This window comes from Desulfuromonas versatilis, from assembly GCF_019704135.1.
In the GTDB taxonomy this organism is placed as follows: domain Bacteria; phylum Desulfobacterota; class Desulfuromonadia; order Desulfuromonadales; family NIT-T3; genus Desulfuromonas_A; species Desulfuromonas_A versatilis.
Genome location: NZ_AP024355.1, coordinates 3,611,470 through 3,628,633 on the forward strand (window position 1 = coordinate 3,611,470; position 17,164 = coordinate 3,628,633).

Sequence of the window (17,164 nt, forward strand, 5' to 3'; positions counted from 1 at the left end):
CCTGCAGGGGGATTTTTTTTGCCTGCCTCCTCCCCCATCCCCCTTGCCGACCCGATCGACGGTTATTGACAAGCCCTGCCGAACTGCTAGAATTTTTTCAAAATCCTTAAGGATTTCAGAGCGAAAGGGCGTTTAATGTCCCTTCGGGAGGGGGCTGCGGCCCCGCAAGACAGGCCGGCGGCCACTATCAGCATTGAAAATGAACGGCGCAAGGGCCTGGCCGCGGGGGTCACCCGGGAGGAGAACCTCCCCTTCCTGCGAACCCCCTCCGGTTCGGCGCGAGGCGGGGTGCTTCTGGTTCACGGCTTCACCGCCTCGCCCTGGGAAATGCGCAGCCCCGCCGAGGCCTTGGCCCAGGCGGGCTTTCTCTGCCATGCGGTGCGCCTGCCGGGACACGGGACCACGCCGGAGGACCTGGCGGGCCGCAGCTGTGAAGAGTGGCAGGAGGCGGTGGAGCGCGGCTATCGATTGCTGGCCGAACAGACCGACCGGGTTTACGGGGTCGGCATGAGCACCGGCGCCCTGCTGTTGCTGACCCTGGCCGAGATCCGGCCCCTTGAAGGGGTGGTGCTGCTCTCGCCTTTCCTGCGGCTTCGCCATCGCCTCGCCCCAGGCGCCGGGCTGCTGCGGTATTTCCTGCGCTTCCAGAAACGCAGCCTCCCTGCCGAACTTGCTCCGTACTACTACGAGCTGCGCCCGGTCAACGGGGTTTACCAGCTCTACCGCCTGGTGCGCAAGGTGCGGCGTCTGCTGCGCGGGTTGCGCCTTCCGGTTCTGGTCATCAACGCCAGGGGCGACTCGACCATCGACCCGGCCAGCGGCGCAGAGCTTTACCGGCGCCTTGGCAGCACCACCAAGGAGCATCATTTGCTCGGCGAGGAAGTTTCCCACATCCTCACCACGGAGGAAAACCCGCGGCTGGCGGAAACGCTGAAACTGATCAGCGGTTTTCTCGATCGGCTGGACCGGCTGCGGGGCCCCGGCCGGTGAGTTGGCTCCAGAGCGCCTGGACCTGCTGCCTGAGCTGCTCGAGCGAGCCGGAATTATCGATAAGGTAATCCGAGCGCGCGGCCTTTTCGGACTGGGGCATCTGGGCAGCAATCCTCGCCTGGGCAGCCTCAGGGCCGCTGCGGTCCCGGGCCATCAAGCGATTCAATTGCAGGCGCTCGTCGATGATTACGCTGAGCACGGCATCGACCCGCCCTTCGGCGCCCGCTTCGAACAGCAGCGGCGCCTCGTAGACGACCAGCAGGGGATTTTGCCGGCGCAGTTCGGCAAGGCGTTTTTCCGCCAGCGCGGCGATGGCCGGATGGGTGATGCGGTTCAGGTCCTGCCTGGCGCGGGGGTCGGCGAAGACGATGCGGGAGAGGGCGGCCCGGTCGAGGGTGCCGTCGGCGCAGAGGACCTGGGGGCCGAAGCGCTCGACCAGCTGCCGCAGGGCGGGCGTCCCGGGCAGAACCGCCTGGCGGGCCAGTTCATCGGCACTCACCACGATGGCCCCCAGCTCCCGGAATACCTGCGCCACGGTACTTTTGCCGCTGGCTATGCCGCCGGTAACGCCAAGTATCATGACCACTCCCACCTGCAGGCGCCGCTCTTCGTCGGGGTGACCACCCGGGGCGCCGCAACTTCCGAGCATCATAGCAGAAATGGGATCAGTGAAAAACCCTTCTCCGAGCGAGGTGACTCATGAGTGAATTCAGGACTATTCCCCAGATGGTACTCGGCCTGGCCGCCCGCCGGAATGAGCGCACCGCGCTGCGTTTCAAGCGCGGCGGCGCCTATCATGACGTCTCCTGGAGGGCGCTTGAGCAGAGCATCCGGGCTTACGCCCGGGGGCTGGCGGCCCTGGAGGTCGCTCCGGGCGAGCGGGTCGCGATCATGTCGCCCAACTGCCCCGAGTGGATCTATGCCGACCTCGGCGCCATGTCGATAGGAGCCATTACCGTCCCCGTCTACCATACCGAGGGGACCTCGGCCATCGTCTACATCCTGCAGAATTCGCAGAGCCGCATCCTCTTCGCCCACTCGGCGACCGCCGCCGCCGAGCTGGCAGCCAGGCTCCACGAGGTTCCGCAGCTGCAGCGAATCGTCCTGCTCGAAGGGGAGTTCGAACACCCCCGGGTCACCCCCCTGGAGCGCTTTCTCCGCGACGGCGAGCAGCAGAAGGCCGAACGGCTCGAACAGCGTATGGCCGCGCTCGACCCGGAGGCGGTGGCGACACTGGTCTACACCTCCGGAACCACCGGCCAGCCCAAGGGGGCCATGCTGACCCATCGAAACATCCTGGCCAACGTCGAGGCCGCCCTCTCGGTGTTCAAGATCACCGACCAGGATCAATGCCTATCCTTCCTCCCCATGTCCCACGTCTTCGAGCGGGTCGACGGCTACTACCTGATGCTGCAGGTGGGGACCGTCATCGCCTTCGCCGAAAGCATCGACACGGTGCCGGCCAACCTCCAGGAGGTCCACCCGACCTTGGCGATCAGCGTGCCGCGGCTGTTCGAGAAGATGTACGCCCGGGTCATGGAACGGGCCCTGTCCGGGCCCTGGCTGAAGAAGCAGCTGTTTTTCGGCGCCCTCAAGGCGGGTCGGGCCTACGTCCGCCAGACCCAGGCGGGGCAGCAACCGAGCGCGCTGCTGGCCCACCTGGTGGATCTGGGGCGCAAGGTCGTTTTCTCCAAGCTCAGAGCCCCGCTGGGCGGCCGCATCCGCTTCTTCATTTCCGGCGGCGCCCCCCTGAGCCGGGACATCGCCGAATTCTTCCTGGCGGCCGACATCCCCATCTACGAAGGGTATGGCTTGACCGAGACCGCCGCAGGCATCGCCGTGAACACCCCCGAGGCCCATCGCCTGGGAACCGTCGGCAGGCCCTTTCCCGGGACCGAACTGCGCATCGCCGACGACGGCGAGATCCTGGTCAGGGGACCGGGAATTTTCAAGGGCTACTGGGAGGACCCGGAACGAACCGCGGAAGCTTTCGAGGGGGACTGGTTCAGGACTGGGGATATCGGCAGCGTCGACGAGGACGGCTACCTGAAGATCACCGACCGCAAAAAGGACCTCATCGTCACCGCCGGAGGCAAGAACATCGCCCCGCAGTTTCTGGAGAACCTGGTCAAAGCCGACAAGTTCTTCGCCAACGCCATGGTCTACGGCGACCGTAAGCCGTTTCTGACCGCGCTGCTGGTGCCGAACCTGGAGAATCTCGAGAAATATGCCCGGGCCAACGACATCCCCTTTCTGAACCACTGCGACCTGGTGACCCACCCCAAAATTCTCGAGCTGGCGCGCACCCGCCTCGAGGCAAAGCAGGAGAACCTCCCCGGGTACCAGCAGATCAAACGTTTCACCCTTCTCTCCGGGGATTTTTCCAAGGAGCAGGTAACGCCGACCCTGAAGGTCAAGCGCAGGCTGGTCACCCAGCACTACCACCAGGTGCTCGAAGAGATGTACCAGGCCAAGGACCACGGGGTCCACGACAGCGGATTCTGCATTGTCGATGCCGAGCGCGAGACCAGGGGGTGAGGTTTCGGGGCGGAGCGGCTGCCGGAAGCTAAGGTGTTTACTTTTGTTCGGCGGAAGGATATTTTAATCCGCATATGAAAGAGGATTTCACAGGGGCGGACGGCGAATCGGCCAATCAGGAGTGGCTCAAAGGGGTGGAGAATGCCCTGGCGGGGCTGGTCAAGCTCGTCAAGGCAATCGGTTACTACCCCCCGGGGCATCCGGCGCTGAAGGCGGCCGTCCAGGCAGCCGCGGGGCTTTTCGAGCCGCTGCTGGGCGCCGGGGAGAACCTGGCCCTCGGGGTACGTCGGGAGGGCTTTTTGCTGGGCGAGCGCCCCCTCACCCCGCAAAACCCGATGCTGGCCAAACTCGCCTCCCTGCTGTTTGCCCGCCGCATCCAGCGGCTCACCATCCTGCCCGATCTCACCCCGGAGGACCTGCGCGCCTTCGCCCGCTGCATCAGCCTGGAGAGCGCCGAGATCCAGCGGCTGGGGGGGATTCAGGAACTGCTGTACAACGCCCGGGTGTCCACCCTCTGGGTCAACGAAACCGACCTGGCCAAGATTTTGGCGCAGAAGGAGATCCTGGAAGCCCAGAAGAAGCTCCACGGCGAGCAGCAGGATGAAGAGCCCCTGTCCGCCCGGGGGCCAACCCCTGCCGCCCGGAAACGGGATCTGCAGACGGTCCTCGCGGAACTTCGCACGGCCACCTCCGACGCCCGCTATCGCCAGCTGCTGCAGGAGTTGGTCCCCCTGCTGCGCATGAGCCTGAGCGAAGCCCCCCCTTCGCTGGTGGTGGGGGCGCTTGTGCTGCTCTGCCGGAACAGCTCCACCCCGGCGGCCGGCAAGTCACGCAGGGAATATTCCTTGCATGCCCTGAATCAGCTCCTGGGCAAGGAGCTGACGGACTTCTTGCTCGACCAGCTGTGCGGCCGCAGCACACCCGAGAAACTACGCGACGCGGTCTTCCACATCCTGGTGTATCTGCGCGAGAAGGTCGTCCCCGAGATCATGGAGCGGCTGACCGAGGAAGGCGAGGCCCGCGCGCGCAAGATCCTCTCTGCCGCCCTGGTCCGCCAGGGCCGCGCCGCCGTGCCGATCCTGATCGAGCATCTTGCCGATCCGCGCTGGTTCGTGGTGCGCAACGCCGTAGGCATCCTCGGCGAGATCCGCGACCAGGGATCGGCAGCGCACTTCGCGCCCCTGCTCCACCACAAGGAGCCGCGGGTGCGCAGGGAGACCCTGCGGGCCCTCACCCGCATCGGCGGCCGCAATGCCATCGACATCCTGCTGCACACCGTCGATGAGGAGGAGGGGGACCTGCGCCGCCAAGCCCTGCTCTGCCTGGGGGCGATTAAAGACGGCGAGGCGATCCCCACCCTGGTCAAGCTCGTCCAGAAGCCGGACCTGATGCTGGCCAGCATCGAGGACAAAAAAGCCGCCATCCGGGCCCTGGGGGAAATCGGCCATCGCGACGCGGTCCCGACCCTCTCTTCCATTCTGCGCCGACGCAGATTTTGGCGCCGCTCCCGCTGGGACGAGCTGCGGCTCTACGCAGCCCAGGCCCTGGGGGGGATCGGTGACCCGGAGGCGAGCGCCGTTCTCGAAACCGCAGCCAACGGCCGTCCAGCCGAGGTGGCACGGGCAGCCTCCCAGGCGCTGAAGCAGATCCGCCCACTGAGCGAACATGAATCCTGAACTCTGCCGACAAATGGTCCAGGCGATGGCCGGGGCCTACAAGGGGCTGCGGCTCTATCCGCTGCAGCACCCGGCGATCGAACGCCTGCTCGAAGGGCTGCTGAACAGCCTGGTTCCCCTGTTCGCCGAGGAGCGACCGGTGCGGATGGGGCTGCTCGAGGGAGTGCTGTTTCTCGAAGACCAGCTGTTCAGCGAGGGCAGTCCGGCAGCCGAAGAACTGGCTCGGCTGCTGCAGATGCTCGAGCTGGAGGGGCTGGAGTTTCACCCCAACATCGGCATCGGCGAACTGCGCAGCTTTCTGGGCATCCTCAAAGATGGCGGCGGCAAGGGCGAAACCTTCCAGGACACCCTGACCGACCGCGGCATCCACAACATCCGCGCCTGCCTGCCCCAGTCCACCGAAGAGGACGAGGAGGATCAGGCCCCGCGCAAGGTCTACGGGCGGGCCCTCAAGGTGGTGGACAAGATCTTTCAGGACATGCGCCTGGGCAAGATCCCTTCCTCCACCGAGGCGCGGCGGGTGGTCAAGAGCATGGTCAAGCTCACCCTCGCCGATCCCCATGCCCTGTTCGCCCTGTCGATGCTCCGCGATTACGACAACTACACCTTCAACCACTCGGTGAACGTCTCGGTCATCGCCCTGGCGGTGGGCCGGGCCTGCGGCCTGGACGAGGAGCAGCTGCGCACCCTCGGGCTGGGCGGGCTGCTGCACGATCTTGGCAAGCTGATCATCGACCGGCGGATCATCACCAAACCGGGGCGCCTGACCGACGAGGAGTTCGCCGAAATTCGCAAGCACCCCCAGTCGGGGGCGATCATCGTGCGCCAGATGGAAGGCATTTCCCAGGAAGTCATCGACATCGTCCTCTGCCACCACCTGCGCTACGACCGGAAAGGCTACCCGGAAGACGCCCGCGGCCGAAGCATCTCCCCCCTGGCCGACATGGCCGCCATCGCCGACACTTACGATGCCATGACCACCCTGCGCTCCTACCAGCACCCCATGACCCCCCGCAAGGCCACAGCCAGGTTGCGGGAGCTGGGGGGAACGGTTCTGCATCCCAGGTACGTCGAACTCATGATCAATGCCCTGGGCCCCTACCCGGTGGGGAGCCTGGTGCGCCTCGACAGCAACGAAATCGGCCTGGTCATCCGGGTCGACACCCGACAGCCGGACACCATCGACCTGAAAGTCCTCTTCGACGGGGATGGCGAGCGCCTGGCCGAGCCCGTGGTTCGCCACCTCCCCGGCTCCCAGTCCAAAAGGATAATCGCGGAAGTCGATCCTTTCTCACGCGGCATTGAGGTCGGGGAATTCTTCTGAGCCCCCCTTCAAGGGCCCCAGGAAACAGAAAACCCCGCCTCCGAAGAAGCGGGGTTGGCCTTTGATCCAGCGCCGGGCGCGCCCGGCGGCATCCTCCACAGCGCCTCTGCGGCGCTCTCTCATCCCTCGATCCTGAGCTTGCCCAGGGCCCTCACCGCCTCGCGGCGCACCGCGGGACGCGAATCCTTGGCCAGGGGAATCAGGAACGGCTCCGCCTCGCCGGCGCCCAGGGCACCGAGGGCGCGGACGGCGCTCTTGACCAGTTCGAGGTCCGAGGCTTTCAGGGCGGCGCCCAGGTAGGGCACCAGCCGCGGGTCTTCAAAATGCCCCAAGGCCTCGGCGGCATGCACCCGCACGGCCGGGTGGGGGTCCTTCAGGTGCTTGACCAGGCCCCCGAGGGTCTTGGGGTTCTTCTTTTTGCCCAGCACCTGGATGGCCGCGGCCCGGATATCCGGATCGGCATCCTTGAGCTGCTCCATCAAGGGAGCGAATACCCGGGGCGAGGCGACCCGCTCCAGGGCGAGGATGGCCTTGACCCGCTGGCCGCGGTTGTCGGACTTCAGCGCCTCCAGGACCTGCCCCAGGCCCATGAGGGCCTCGAGCTGTTCCAAAGCGCCGGCAGCGGCCAGGCGCACGCCATCGTCCGCGTCGGTCAACGCCTCCTTGAGTACTTTTCGCCGTGCATCAAGCGTGCTCAACGTTGCATCCCTTTCATGTCAGGGATGAACGTTAGCAGAATTGGCCCCTGGGCGCAACGAATTTGGCCCCGGCAGGCTCCTGGAGCCTCCTTGCGCCGGCCGCTTTTCGCTTCGGCGCCCGCAGTCCATGCCCGGCTACCCCTCCCAGAAATGGTAATGGGTGTTTTCCGAGAGAAACTGCACACATTCCCGCAGGGTCCCGCGAAAATCGATGCTCTCCCAGCGCTCCCGGTTGTGGAAATACTCCAGACGCCAGACCCCCTGCTTGTCCGTCGGCAGCAGCCTGGCGAACCGATCGTCACCCACCAGCAAATGCAGTTCCCCCTCGTCGGCGCTCACCCGCAGCCCTGCCAGCCGCGGGTCGCGCTTGAGGATCTCCCTCGTCTGCCTGAGAAGCTCTTGCATGGCCATCGCTCCTTGGTCGCCCCGCAAAATCGTTGAGGACCTGTTGAAAGCTCTGCCAGGTCAACGGCTTGCGCGCCCACCCGTTTGCAACTCACGAGTTCATAATCAAGTAAAACCCCCAACCGCGGAGGGGTCAAGGGGGCCCCGAAAAAAGCGTCCGCGCCCTCGGTCGACCAGCTTCGGCACCGGCTGTCGCCATGCGGCTACGCCGCCGGCAAACGCCCCCCTGCCCTCCGCCCGGGCAGTTCGGACACCGCCAGGCGATTACCACGGCCGTAAGTCTGTCGGCCAAAACCGACGGTTTCTGGACGGAGTCGGAGCCAGCAAGGATCAGCGGAAACGGTCCAAAGAGCCAAACCACTGAAATAGTTTGCAAATACCATCCGGCACATGAGTTGCTATTGAAAAACGGTCAACCCAACACCTCCATCAGCCAAAGGATGACGCCATGCGCCTTAAAACCCTTCTGTCCGTCCTGCTCGCCCTGCAGCTGCTGAGCGCCGGCGCCGCCCTGGCCGCTACGCGCTACGTTTCCGATGAGCTGACCATCACCCTGCGCCGCGGCAAGGGCAATGATTTCAAGATCCTTAAAATGCTCAAGGTCGGCACCCCCCTCGAGGTGCTCGACGACGACGGCCAGTGGGCCCAGGTGCGCGAACCCGGCGGCACGACGGGCTATGTGCTCACCCAGTTCCTGACCGGCGAACCCCCCAAGGCGATGGTCGCCGCCAACCTGGAGAAAGACAACGCCCGGCTGGCCGAAGAACTGAAGCAGGTCAAGGAGAGCTACAAGGACGTCGACACCCTGGTCAACCGCTTCAAATCCCAGATCGGCGAACTTGAGACGGGCAAGGGGCAGGCGGAAAAAGGCCTGGAGGAATACCGGGGCAAGTACGAGAAGCTGCGCGAGGAGGCCCGAAACGTGGTCAAGCTGCAGGATGAGCGGGACCAACTGGCCAACGAAAACCAGCAGCTGACCACCGAAGTCAACGCCCTGCGCGCCGAGCGCAACTCGGTGCTGCGCACCGCGATGATCAAGTGGTTCCTCGCCGGCGGCGGGGTGCTGTTCTTCGGCTGGATGGTCGGCAGCATCTCGCGGAAAAAGGCCAAGAGATCATCGCTGGGATGGTGAGAATCGCAGATTTTTCCTGACGACCCTGCCTGCGAAAAACAGAAACGCCCCCCGAGTGCGGGGGGCGTTTCTGTTTTCGTTTTCGGGTGATCGTACTGCCGCGTCTCAGAACGGAATATCGTCGTCCGGGTTGAACGGCGGCTCTTCGTAGTCGTTGCGGCTGGGCTCGGAGCGCTGCTGCTGAGGGCGCTGCCCCTGGCCGCCACCCTGGCCGCCTTGACCGCCACCGTAGCCGCCCTGGCGGGACTCGCCGCCGCGCTGATAGTTGTTGTTGCCGCCGCCCTCTTCGCCGGCGCGACCGAGCATCTGCATCTGGTCGGCGACGATTTCGGTAGTGTAGCGCTTGTTGCCGTCGCGGTCGTCGTAGGAGCGGGTCTGGATCTTGCCCTCGATGTAGACCTGCTTGCCCTTGTGCAGGTACTTGCCGCAGATTTCCGCCAGCTGGCGCCAGGCGACGATATTGTGCCACTCGGTCTTGTCCACCCACTCGCCGTTGCGATCCTTGTAGCGCTCGGAGGTGGCCAGTGAAAATGTGGCCACGGCGGCGCCGGAGGGGGTGTAGCGCAGTTCGGGGTCTTTGCCGAGATTTCCTACCAGAATTACCTTGTTGACCGACATGGGGGTCGCCTCCCTTGCATAAATTGACCCCGAGTCTAACCTGAATCCTTCGGAACTGTAAAGCCCTTTCCCCCCGGCGGCCGGCGAGGCCGGCGAAAAGGTTTGACTCCCCCCCATGACTTCCGTAGACTAACTGTTTTCAACAGCTTGCGGAGAACTTGCGGATGTTGCGCACGATTTTCTTCTTTGTCACCTTCATACCCTGGACCCTGTTCGTCATTTTCACCGGCGTGCCCCTCTCCTTTCTCAGCCCCGACTACCTGCACAACTACGCCAGGTTCTGGGCGCAAGTCGGGCTGCGCCTGGCCGGGGTGCGGCTCAGCGCCGAGGGGCAGCAGCACCTGCAGCAGGGGCAGCCGGTGATCTACATGCCCAACCACCAGAGCAACTTCGACATCCTGGCGCTGTTCGCCAGCCTGCCCGGGCAGTTCCGCTGGCTGGCCAAGGAGGAGCTGTTCCGGATCCCGCTCTTCGGCTTCGCCATGCGCCGCAGCGGCTACATCCCCATCGACCGTTCCGACCGCAAGAAATCGATGCTGAGCATGAAGGAGGCCGCCCGGCGCATCAGCGAGGGGGCCTCGGTGATCGTCTTCCCCGAAGGGACCCGCTCCATGGACGGCAAGCTGCTGCCGTTCAAGAAGGGCGGCTTCATGCTCGCCTTGCAGGCGGGGGTGCCGGTGGTGCCGGTGGCCATCACCGGCAGCCGCGACATCAACCCCAAGCACAGCCGCTGGATCCAGGGCGGCCATATCCAGGTGCGGATCTTCCCCCCGGTAGCCGCGGGCCAGCAGGCCGCCGCCGATCGCGATGCCTTCATGGAGGCGGTGCGCCACCCCATCGCCACGGCGGTGGGGGAATAAAACAGGATCAAGGCCAAAGGAAAAAGGTTCAAGGTGGAACAGAGCGAAGCAAAATCAGGGCTCGCTGCGGAGCTGCATCCCGACGCGGTGCGGGTGATCGCGCTGGGCGGGCTGGGGGAGATCGGCCTGAACATGATGGCCATCGAGTGCCGGGGGAGCATCCTGCTGATCGACTGCGGGCTGATGTTTCCCGAGGCCTACATGCTGGGGGTCGACCTGGTCATCCCCGACATCTCCTGCCTCAAGGAGCGCACCGGCGACATCGTCGGACTGGTGCTGACCCACGGCCACGAGGACCACATCGGCGCGATCCCCTTTCTTCTGGAGAACCTGGGGTTTCCCACGGTCTACGGCACCCCGCTGACCCTCGGCCTGGTCAAGGGCAAGCTCGAGGAGCACGGCCTGCTCAGCCGCTCCAGCCTGCAGGCGGTCTCCCCCCGGCAGAGCGTAGAGTTGGGCCCCTTCTCGGTGGAGTTCTACCGCGCCGCCCACTCCATCGTCGACGGCGCCGGCCTGGCCATCCGCACCCCGGCCGGGCTGATCGTGCACACCGGCGACTTCAAGCTCGACCCGACCCCGGTGGACAACCAACCCACCGACTTGGGGCGCCTGGCGGCCTACGGCGAAGAGGGGGTTCTGCTGCTGATGTCGGACTCGACCAACGTCGAGCGCGAGGGGCACACTCTCTCCGAGCGGGTGGTCGGCGAGGCCTTCAGCCAGATTCTTCCGACCTGCCGCGAGCGGGTCATGGTGGCAACCTTCTCCTCCAACATCCACCGCATCCAGCAGGTAGTCAACGCGGCGCTGGCCTGCGGCCGCAAGATCCTGGTCAACGGCCGCAGCATGGTGGCCAACATCGCCATCGCCCGCCAGCTCGGCTACCTGTACATCCCCGACGATGCCCTGATCGACCTGCGGCAGATGCGCGAGCTGCCCCGCGACAAGGTGCTGATCATCACCACCGGCAGCCAGGGCGAGCCGCTGAGCGCCCTGTCGCGCATCGCCATGGACGACCACAAGCAGCTGCAGCTCGAACCGGGGGACACGGTCATCCTCTCCTCCAAGTTCATCCCCGGTAACGAAAAGGCGATCTCCGACCTGATCAACCACCTCTACCGGCGCGGCGCCGAGGTTTTCTACGAGACCACCAGCGAAGTGCACGTCTCGGGGCATGCCAGCCAGGACGAGTTGAAGCTGGTGCTCGGGGTGGTCAAACCGCGCTACTTCGTGCCGATTCACGGCGAGTACCGCCACCTGGTCAAGCACGCCGCCCTGGCCCGCGCCATGGGCATCGCCGCGGAAAACGTCGTGGTACTGGAAAACGGCCAGCCGCTGATTGTTTCCGACAACGGCCTGCGCCGGGAGGAGAAGGTGGAAACCGGCCGGGTCTTCGTCGACGGCAAGGGGGTGGGGGATGTCGGCGTGATGGAACTGCGCGACCGGCGCCACCTGGCCAACCACGGCATGGTGCTGGTGTTTCTGGCCCTCAACCAGTCGAGCGGCGAGATCCTCTACGGCCCCGAACTGCTCACTCGCGGCTTCGTCCCCGAGGAAGAAAGCCAGGCGTTTCTCGCCCAGGCCCGCGACGTGGTGCGGGAGATGCTCACCGAACACAGCCTGGAGGCCCTCTCCGACTGGGAAGAGCTGCGCATCGAGGTGCGCAAGGCCCTGCGCCGCTTCTTCAACCGCACCATTCAGCGCCGACCGCTGATTTTGCCGGTGATTCTGGAATTGTAATATAGGGGCAGACCTGTGTGTCTGCCCCACCGTGGGCGCACAAGCAGGTGCGCCCCTACCCCCGAACAGGCATTATTATGACCCTTCTCCAAGCGCTGTTCCTCGGCCTGCTTCAGGGCCTGACCGAGTTTCTCCCCGTTTCCTCCTCGGGACACCTGGCCATCGCCCAGCATTTCATGCCGGGCTTCGAACAGCCGGGGGTGCTGTTCGACGTAATGCTGCACGTCGGAACCATGGTCGCGGTGCTGCTTTATTTCCGCCGTGAAGTCGGCAACCTGCTGGTCTCCCCGTTTCGCAGAGACGAACAGGCCAGGCTCTACCGCCGGCTGCTGGCCCTGCTTGCCGCCGGTTCGGTCCCCACCGCGGTCATCGGCCTGACGTTCAAGGACTTTTTCGAGGGGCTGTTCCACAACCTGACGGTGGTCTCGCTGATGCTGCTGGTGACCGGGACCCTGCTGTTCCTTTCCGAGCGCTTCCGCCGCGACGGGCGCAAGCAGGATCAGCTCACTCTGAGCGACGCCCTGGTGGTCGGCACCGTGCAGGGTATGGCCATCGTCCCGGGGATTTCGCGCTCGGGCTCGACCATCGCCGCGCTGCTGCTCAAGGGGGTGGACGGCGAGACCGCCGCCCGCTTCTCTTTTCTGCTCGCGTTGCCGGCGGTGTTCGGCGCCGCCCTGCTCTCGCTTCGCGACCTGCACGCGGTTGCCGATGGGCAGCTCCCCGTCTACCTGGCTGGAACGGGTATTGCATTTCTCGCAGGGCTGGCCTCCATCCACCTGCTGCTGGGGGTGATCCGGAAAAAGCGGCTGTTCACCTTCGCCCTGTACTGCTGGGCGGCGGGAAGCCTGTTTTTCTGTCTGTCGATGTGATAAAAAGGCGGGAAAAAGGAAAAAGGCACAAGGATAAAGGGCAAAACCAGAAGGGTGAGTCCTTTGTCCTCGGGCCTCGATCCTTTATCCTTAGAGGTTTTCATGGCTAAAGAACCGGCACCATTTCTGCGCGAACACATCAAAAAGGAGATCTGCGGGGTCTGCTGCCTGGCCCTGGGGATCTTCCTGCTGCTGTGCTTCGTCTCCTTCAACAACAGCGACCCCTCCTTCAACAACAACCTGCATCCCCAGGCCGTCAAGAACTTCGGCGGGGTGGTCGGAGCACACCTGGCCGACCTGCTGTTTCAGCTTTTCGGCCTGCCGGCCTATCTGCTGACCCTGGCCTTTCTGCTTTTCGCCTGGCGATTGCTCAAGTTCCGCGACGTCAAGATCCGCTTCTACAAGGTCGGCGCCTTCCTCATGCTGCTGGTCTCCCTCGACGGCCTGGTGGCGCTGCGCCTGCACAAGGTGCAACTGGGGTCGCAGACCATTAACGAAGCCGGCGGCGCCGTGGGGCGGCTGCTGGTCGACACCCTCTCGGCCTGGCTCAACCTGACCGGGGCGGCGATCTTCCTGAGCGTCTTCTTCCTGGTCTCGCTGATGCTGGTCGCCCGCTTCTCCATGGTGCTGTTCCTCGAGGGGGTGCTGGGGCGCTTCGGCGGCTTCCTCGAGCGGCGCCGCGAGGCCCACGCCGCGTTCAGGGCGCACCGCAAGGAACAGAAGCAGAAGAAAAAGGAACTGGAGATTTCCGCCCCCATCATCATCCAGCCCGAACCCAGGCACCTGCCGGCGCCGCCCAAACCGGCCAAGAAGAAAAAAGGCAAGGAGAGCGAATCGCCCCAGGAGTCCTTCGAGTTTCTCGAGGTTTCGGGCAGCTACCACAAGCCGCCCACCACCCTGCTCGACCACGATGGTGACCCGCCCAAGGCTGTGGACAAGGACAGCCTGATGATGAACGCCCGCATCCTCGAGAGCAAGCTCAAGGACTTTAACGTGGAAGGCGAGGTGGTCGAGGTCAAGCCCGGGCCGGTGGTCACCATGTACGAGTTCTCGCCGGCCCCGGGGGTCAAGGTCAACAAGATCGCCAACCTCTCCGACGACCTCTCCATGGCGCTTAAAGCCCTGTCGATCCGCATCGTCGCGCCGATCCCGGGGCGCGGCGTGGTCGGCATCGAGATCCCCAACAAGGACCGCGAAACGGTCTACCTGAAGGAGATCATCGATTCGGAAGAGTTCCAGAAATCCGGCGGGCGGCTGCCCATGGCCCTGGGCCACGACATCTTCGGCCGCACCGTGGTCGCCGACCTGGTAAAAATGCCCCACCTGCTGGTGGCCGGCTCCACCGGCAGCGGCAAGTCGGTCTCCATCAACACCATGGTGCTCTCGCTGCTCTACCGCGCCACCCCCGAGGACGTGCGCATCATCATGGTCGACCCCAAGATGCTCGAGCTCTCCATCTACGAGGGGATCCCCCACCTGCTGCTGCCGGTGGTGACCAACCCGAAGAAGGCCGCCCTGGCGCTGAACTGGGCGGTGCGGGAGATGGAGCGGCGCTACAAGCTGATGAGCGACAAGGGCGTGCGCAACATCGACGGCTACAACAAGAAGATCGCCAAGGAAGAGAAGGAAAAGGAGAAGTTCAAGGCCGAGGGGAAGGTGCTGGTCGAGACCGTCGAGGCCGAGTTCGAGGAGGAGCTGCCGCCGGTGGAGATCGCCGAGGGCGAAGAGCTCGACCACGGCCACCTGCCCTACATCGTGGTCATCGTCGACGAGCTGGCCGACCTGATGATGGTCGCCGGCCGCGAGATCGAGGAATCCATCGCCCGCCTGGCGCAGATGGCCCGCGCCGCCGGCATCCACCTGATCCTGGCCACCCAGCGCCCGAGCGTCGACGTCATCACCGGCCTGATCAAGGCCAACTTCCCGACCCGGATCTCCTTCAAGGTCTTCTCGCGCACCGACTCGCGCACCATCCTCGACTCGATGGGCGCCGAGACCCTGCTCGGCATGGGCGACATGCTCTACCTGCCGCCGGGAACCGGGGCGCTGCAGCGCGTGCACGGCGCCTTCGTCTCCGAGATCGAGGTGCAGCGGGTGGTCGACTTTCTCAAGAAGCAGGGCGAGCCCGAGTACGACAAGAGCATCCTCGAGGCCCCGCCCTCGGGCGACGGGGGGAGCGGCGACGAGGACGAGGAGTACGACGAGAAATGGGACGCGGCCCTGGCCCTGGTCGCCGAGACCCGGCAGGCCTCCATCTCCATGCTGCAGCGACGCCTGAGGCTGGGCTACAACCGCGCCGCGCGGATGATCGAGAAGATGGAGCAGGAAGGGATCGTCGGCCCCTCCGACGGCACCAGCCGCCCCCGCGAGGTGTTCGTCAACAACATCCCGCAGCCCTGAAAAATCTTATTCACCGCGAAAAACGCCGAGAAGGCCTGATGAGGGATTTCTTGGCGTTTTTGTGTTTTCGGGTAAAAGAAAAAACTTAAAGGCAATTGGCCACGGATCAAATCTGATAAAATCTGACTTAAAAACAAAACCTTGAACCTTGGTTTTTGATTTAGTTCAGGCCTTATCAGATTTGATCAGACTTTATCCGTGGCTAAATAGATTTTTCGGGGTTCCCCATGAACCGCCTGCGCGACATTCTTAAACGCATCGACGGCAAGGGCTACAAGGCCTACAAGGACTTGACCGGCAGCTACGATTTCGGCGAGTTTCGGCTCGGCGTCGATCACGTGCAGGGCGACCCCTTCGCCGCCCCGTCGCGGATTTCGGTCTACGTCGCCGCCGCCCAGGCGGGCCTGCCGCCCGAACTGTTCGCCACCCCTGTGCGCCGAATCGCCCTCGAGGATTTTCTCGGGCGGGCGGTGGCCGCCGCCATCCGCCAGTGCGTCCGGGGGCGGCGCGGCATCGGCAAGAGCGGCGAGATGGCCATCGCCACCAGCGGCCAGCAGGTGCTGGTGCGCAACGCGGTGCTGATCGCCGAGGGCGCCGTGGAAGCGCGGCTGACTCTGGGCCTGCCCGCCGCGGGGCGCACCATCCGCGGCCGCGACGCCGAGGAGATGCTGTTTCGCGAGCTGCCCGAGGTGGTGCGGCGGGCGCTGTTCTATCCCAGCCTCGATGCGGATAAGGCGCGCCGCCACGTCGAGTCGGTGGAGGACCAGCAGGCCCTGCGGGACCAACTGGCCAAGCAGGGGCTGGTCGCCTTCGTCGCCGACGGGGCGATCCTGCCGCGCCGCTCGGGGATCGATGACCGCCCCCTGCCGCAGGACGCAATCCCGTTTCGCGCACCCGAATCCCTGGCTCGCACCCTGGTTCTCCCCAATGCCGGGGAGGTGCGCGGCATGGCCATCCCCGCCGGGGTCACGCTGATCGTCGGCGGCGGCTTTCACGGCAAATCGACCCTGCTGCACGCCCTCGAGCGCGGGGTCTACGACCACATCCCCGGCGACGGCCGCGAACGGGTCGCCAGCGACCCGGCGGCGGTGAAGATCCGCGCCGAGGACGGCCGTTCGGTCTGGGACGTCAACATCAGCCCGTTCATCGACAACCTGCCGCTGGGTCGGGACACGGTGCGCTTTTCCACGGAAAACGCCAGCGGCTCCACTTCTCAGGCGGCCAATATCATGGAGGCGCTCGAATGCGGCGCCGGCGTGCTGCTCATCGACGAGGACACCTCGGCCACCAACTTCATGATCCGCGATGAGCGGATGCAGCAGCTGGTCACCAAGGACAAGGAACCGATCACCCCCCTGCTGCACCGGGTGCGCGAGCTCTATGACGAGCACGGCGTCTCCACGGTCATCGTCATGGGCGGCTCGGGCGATTATCTCGAGGTGGCCGACCGGGTCATCATGCTCGACAGCTACACCGTCCGCGAGGTCACCGCCGAGGCGCGGCGCATCGCCGGCGCCCCGCGGGTCAGGCCCGAAACCGCCGGGGCGCCGCCGCTCGACCTGCAGCCGCGCCGGGTGCCCACCGCCGCCATGCTCAACCCCGCCCGCGGCCGCCGGGAGGCGAAGATCGACACCCGCGGCCTCGACACCCTGCTCTACGGCGAGCACAATATCGACTTGGGCAACGTCGAACAGCTGGTGGATCTCGGCCAGGTGCGGGCCATCGGCCTGCTGATCAAGTTTTTCGCCGAAAACCAAGCTCAGGCGAGCACAACCCTGGCCGAGGGCCTGGCCAGCGCTCTGGCCGCGATCGAAGAGGGCGGACTGGACCTGCTCCCCCCCTGGAAAACCGGCGACCTCGCCCTGCCCCGGCTTTTCGAACTGGCGGCGGCGGTCAACCGCATCCGCCCCTGAGGCA

General features: G+C 65.1%; 14 protein-coding genes. 10 read left to right on the plus strand and 4 right to left on the minus strand.

Features of this window, described 5'->3' with window-relative positions; genetic code table 11:
• Positions 1–135: 135 nt before the first annotated feature.
• Positions 136–990: an alpha/beta hydrolase gene (locus DESUT3_RS16185; protein WP_221249506.1), complete on the plus strand. Its 855-nt coding sequence runs from the start codon at positions 136–138 to the stop codon at positions 988–990.
• On the opposite strand, the gene coaE is transcribed toward DESUT3_RS16185, so the two are convergent.
• Entirely contained in the window at positions 941–1,570 is a 630-nt protein-coding gene (coaE, locus tag DESUT3_RS16190) for a dephospho-CoA kinase (protein ID WP_221252579.1), read from the minus strand. The genes DESUT3_RS16185 and coaE overlap by 50 nt on opposite strands.
• A gap of 119 nt (positions 1,571–1,689) precedes the next feature.
• Between coaE and DESUT3_RS16195 the strand changes: the two genes are divergently transcribed.
• The 3 genes from DESUT3_RS16195 to DESUT3_RS16205 all read left to right on the plus strand — a co-directional run bounded on the left by DESUT3_RS16195 (position 1,690) and on the right by DESUT3_RS16205 (position 6,528).
• On the plus strand, positions 1,690–3,528 hold the full coding sequence (locus DESUT3_RS16195) for an AMP-dependent synthetase/ligase (RefSeq protein WP_221249507.1): 1,839 nt from the start codon (positions 1,690–1,692) through the stop codon (positions 3,526–3,528).
• Positions 3,529–3,602: 74 nt separating this feature from the next.
• Positions 3,603–5,204 (plus strand): HEAT repeat domain-containing protein, encoded by a 1,602-nt coding sequence (locus tag DESUT3_RS16200; protein ID WP_221249508.1) that lies wholly within the window; start codon positions 3,603–3,605, stop codon positions 5,202–5,204.
• A complete protein-coding gene (locus tag DESUT3_RS16205) occupies positions 5,194–6,528 on the plus strand; it encodes an HD-GYP domain-containing protein (protein WP_221249509.1) in 1,335 nt (444 codons plus the stop codon). The genes DESUT3_RS16200 and DESUT3_RS16205 overlap by 11 nt, the downstream gene beginning before the upstream one ends.
• A 119-nt stretch (positions 6,529–6,647) precedes the next feature.
• Here the strand turns inward: DESUT3_RS16205 and DESUT3_RS16210 are convergent, their stop codons facing one another.
• The gene (locus DESUT3_RS16210; protein ID WP_221249510.1) at positions 6,648–7,226 is read right to left on the minus strand and encodes a HEAT repeat domain-containing protein; all 579 of its coding nucleotides are present in this window, start codon (positions 7,224–7,226) and stop codon (positions 6,648–6,650) included.
• A gap of 135 nt (positions 7,227–7,361) precedes the next feature.
• A complete protein-coding gene (locus DESUT3_RS16215; protein ID WP_221249511.1) occupies positions 7,362–7,631 on the minus strand; it encodes a hypothetical protein in 270 nt (89 codons plus the stop codon).
• A 448-nt stretch (positions 7,632–8,079) separates the two neighbouring features.
• Between DESUT3_RS16215 and DESUT3_RS16220 the strand changes: the two genes are divergently transcribed.
• A complete protein-coding gene (locus DESUT3_RS16220) occupies positions 8,080–8,763 on the plus strand; it encodes a TIGR04211 family SH3 domain-containing protein (RefSeq protein ID WP_221249512.1) in 684 nt (227 codons plus the stop codon).
• 105 nt (positions 8,764–8,868) lie between these two features.
• On the opposite strand, the gene DESUT3_RS16225 is transcribed toward DESUT3_RS16220, so the two are convergent.
• On the minus strand, positions 8,869–9,381 hold the full coding sequence (locus DESUT3_RS16225) for a single-stranded DNA-binding protein (protein ID WP_221249513.1): 513 nt from the start codon (positions 9,379–9,381) through the stop codon (positions 8,869–8,871).
• A 164-nt stretch (positions 9,382–9,545) separates the two neighbouring features.
• On the opposite strand from DESUT3_RS16225, the gene DESUT3_RS16230 reads away from it, so the two are divergent.
• The 5 genes from DESUT3_RS16230 (at position 9,546) to DESUT3_RS16250 (ending at position 17,160) form a co-directional block, all read left to right on the plus strand.
• Positions 9,546–10,241 (plus strand): lysophospholipid acyltransferase family protein, encoded by a 696-nt coding sequence (locus DESUT3_RS16230; protein ID WP_221249514.1) that lies wholly within the window; start codon positions 9,546–9,548, stop codon positions 10,239–10,241.
• A 33-nt stretch (positions 10,242–10,274) separates the two neighbouring features.
• Positions 10,275–11,978: a ribonuclease J gene (locus tag DESUT3_RS16235; RefSeq protein WP_225911541.1), complete on the plus strand. Its 1,704-nt coding sequence runs from the start codon at positions 10,275–10,277 to the stop codon at positions 11,976–11,978.
• Positions 11,979–12,055: 77 nt separating this feature from the next.
• Complete coding sequence (locus DESUT3_RS16240; protein ID WP_221249515.1) at positions 12,056–12,847, plus strand: undecaprenyl-diphosphate phosphatase; 792 nt, start codon at positions 12,056–12,058, stop codon at positions 12,845–12,847.
• A 102-nt stretch (positions 12,848–12,949) separates the two neighbouring features.
• On the plus strand, positions 12,950–15,247 hold the full coding sequence (locus DESUT3_RS16245; RefSeq protein ID WP_221249516.1) for a DNA translocase FtsK: 2,298 nt from the start codon (positions 12,950–12,952) through the stop codon (positions 15,245–15,247).
• Positions 15,248–15,474: 227 nt separating this feature from the next.
• Positions 15,475–17,160: an ABC-ATPase domain-containing protein gene (locus tag DESUT3_RS16250; RefSeq protein WP_221249517.1), complete on the plus strand. Its 1,686-nt coding sequence runs from the start codon at positions 15,475–15,477 to the stop codon at positions 17,158–17,160.
• The last annotated feature ends 4 nt before the right edge of the window (positions 17,161–17,164 follow it).

Excerpts from the sequence above, each read along its gene's own strand:
- DESUT3_RS16195 (WP_221249507.1), top strand. The coding sequence starts at position 1,690 with ATGAGTGAATTCAGGACTATTCCCCAGATGGTACTCGGCCTGGCCGCC.
- DESUT3_RS16240 (WP_221249515.1), top strand. The coding sequence starts at position 12,056 with ATGACCCTTCTCCAAGCGCTGTTCCTCGGCCTGCTTCAGGGCCTGACC.
- coaE (WP_221252579.1), bottom strand. The coding sequence starts at position 1,570 with ATGATACTTGGCGTTACCGGCGGCATAGCCAGCGGCAAAAGTACCGTG.
- DESUT3_RS16200 (WP_221249508.1), top strand. The coding sequence starts at position 3,603 with ATGAAAGAGGATTTCACAGGGGCGGACGGCGAATCGGCCAATCAGGAG.
- DESUT3_RS16215 (WP_221249511.1), bottom strand. The coding sequence starts at position 7,631 with ATGCAAGAGCTTCTCAGGCAGACGAGGGAGATCCTCAAGCGCGACCCG.
- DESUT3_RS16205 (WP_221249509.1), top strand. The coding sequence starts at position 5,194 with ATGAATCCTGAACTCTGCCGACAAATGGTCCAGGCGATGGCCGGGGCC.
- DESUT3_RS16225 (WP_221249513.1), bottom strand. The coding sequence starts at position 9,381 with ATGTCGGTCAACAAGGTAATTCTGGTAGGAAATCTCGGCAAAGACCCC.
- DESUT3_RS16185 (WP_221249506.1), top strand. The coding sequence starts at position 136 with ATGTCCCTTCGGGAGGGGGCTGCGGCCCCGCAAGACAGGCCGGCGGCC.
- DESUT3_RS16230 (WP_221249514.1), top strand. The coding sequence starts at position 9,546 with ATGTTGCGCACGATTTTCTTCTTTGTCACCTTCATACCCTGGACCCTG.
- DESUT3_RS16245 (WP_221249516.1), top strand. The coding sequence starts at position 12,950 with ATGGCTAAAGAACCGGCACCATTTCTGCGCGAACACATCAAAAAGGAG.
- DESUT3_RS16250 (WP_221249517.1), top strand. The coding sequence starts at position 15,475 with ATGAACCGCCTGCGCGACATTCTTAAACGCATCGACGGCAAGGGCTAC.
- DESUT3_RS16220 (WP_221249512.1), top strand. The coding sequence starts at position 8,080 with ATGCGCCTTAAAACCCTTCTGTCCGTCCTGCTCGCCCTGCAGCTGCTG.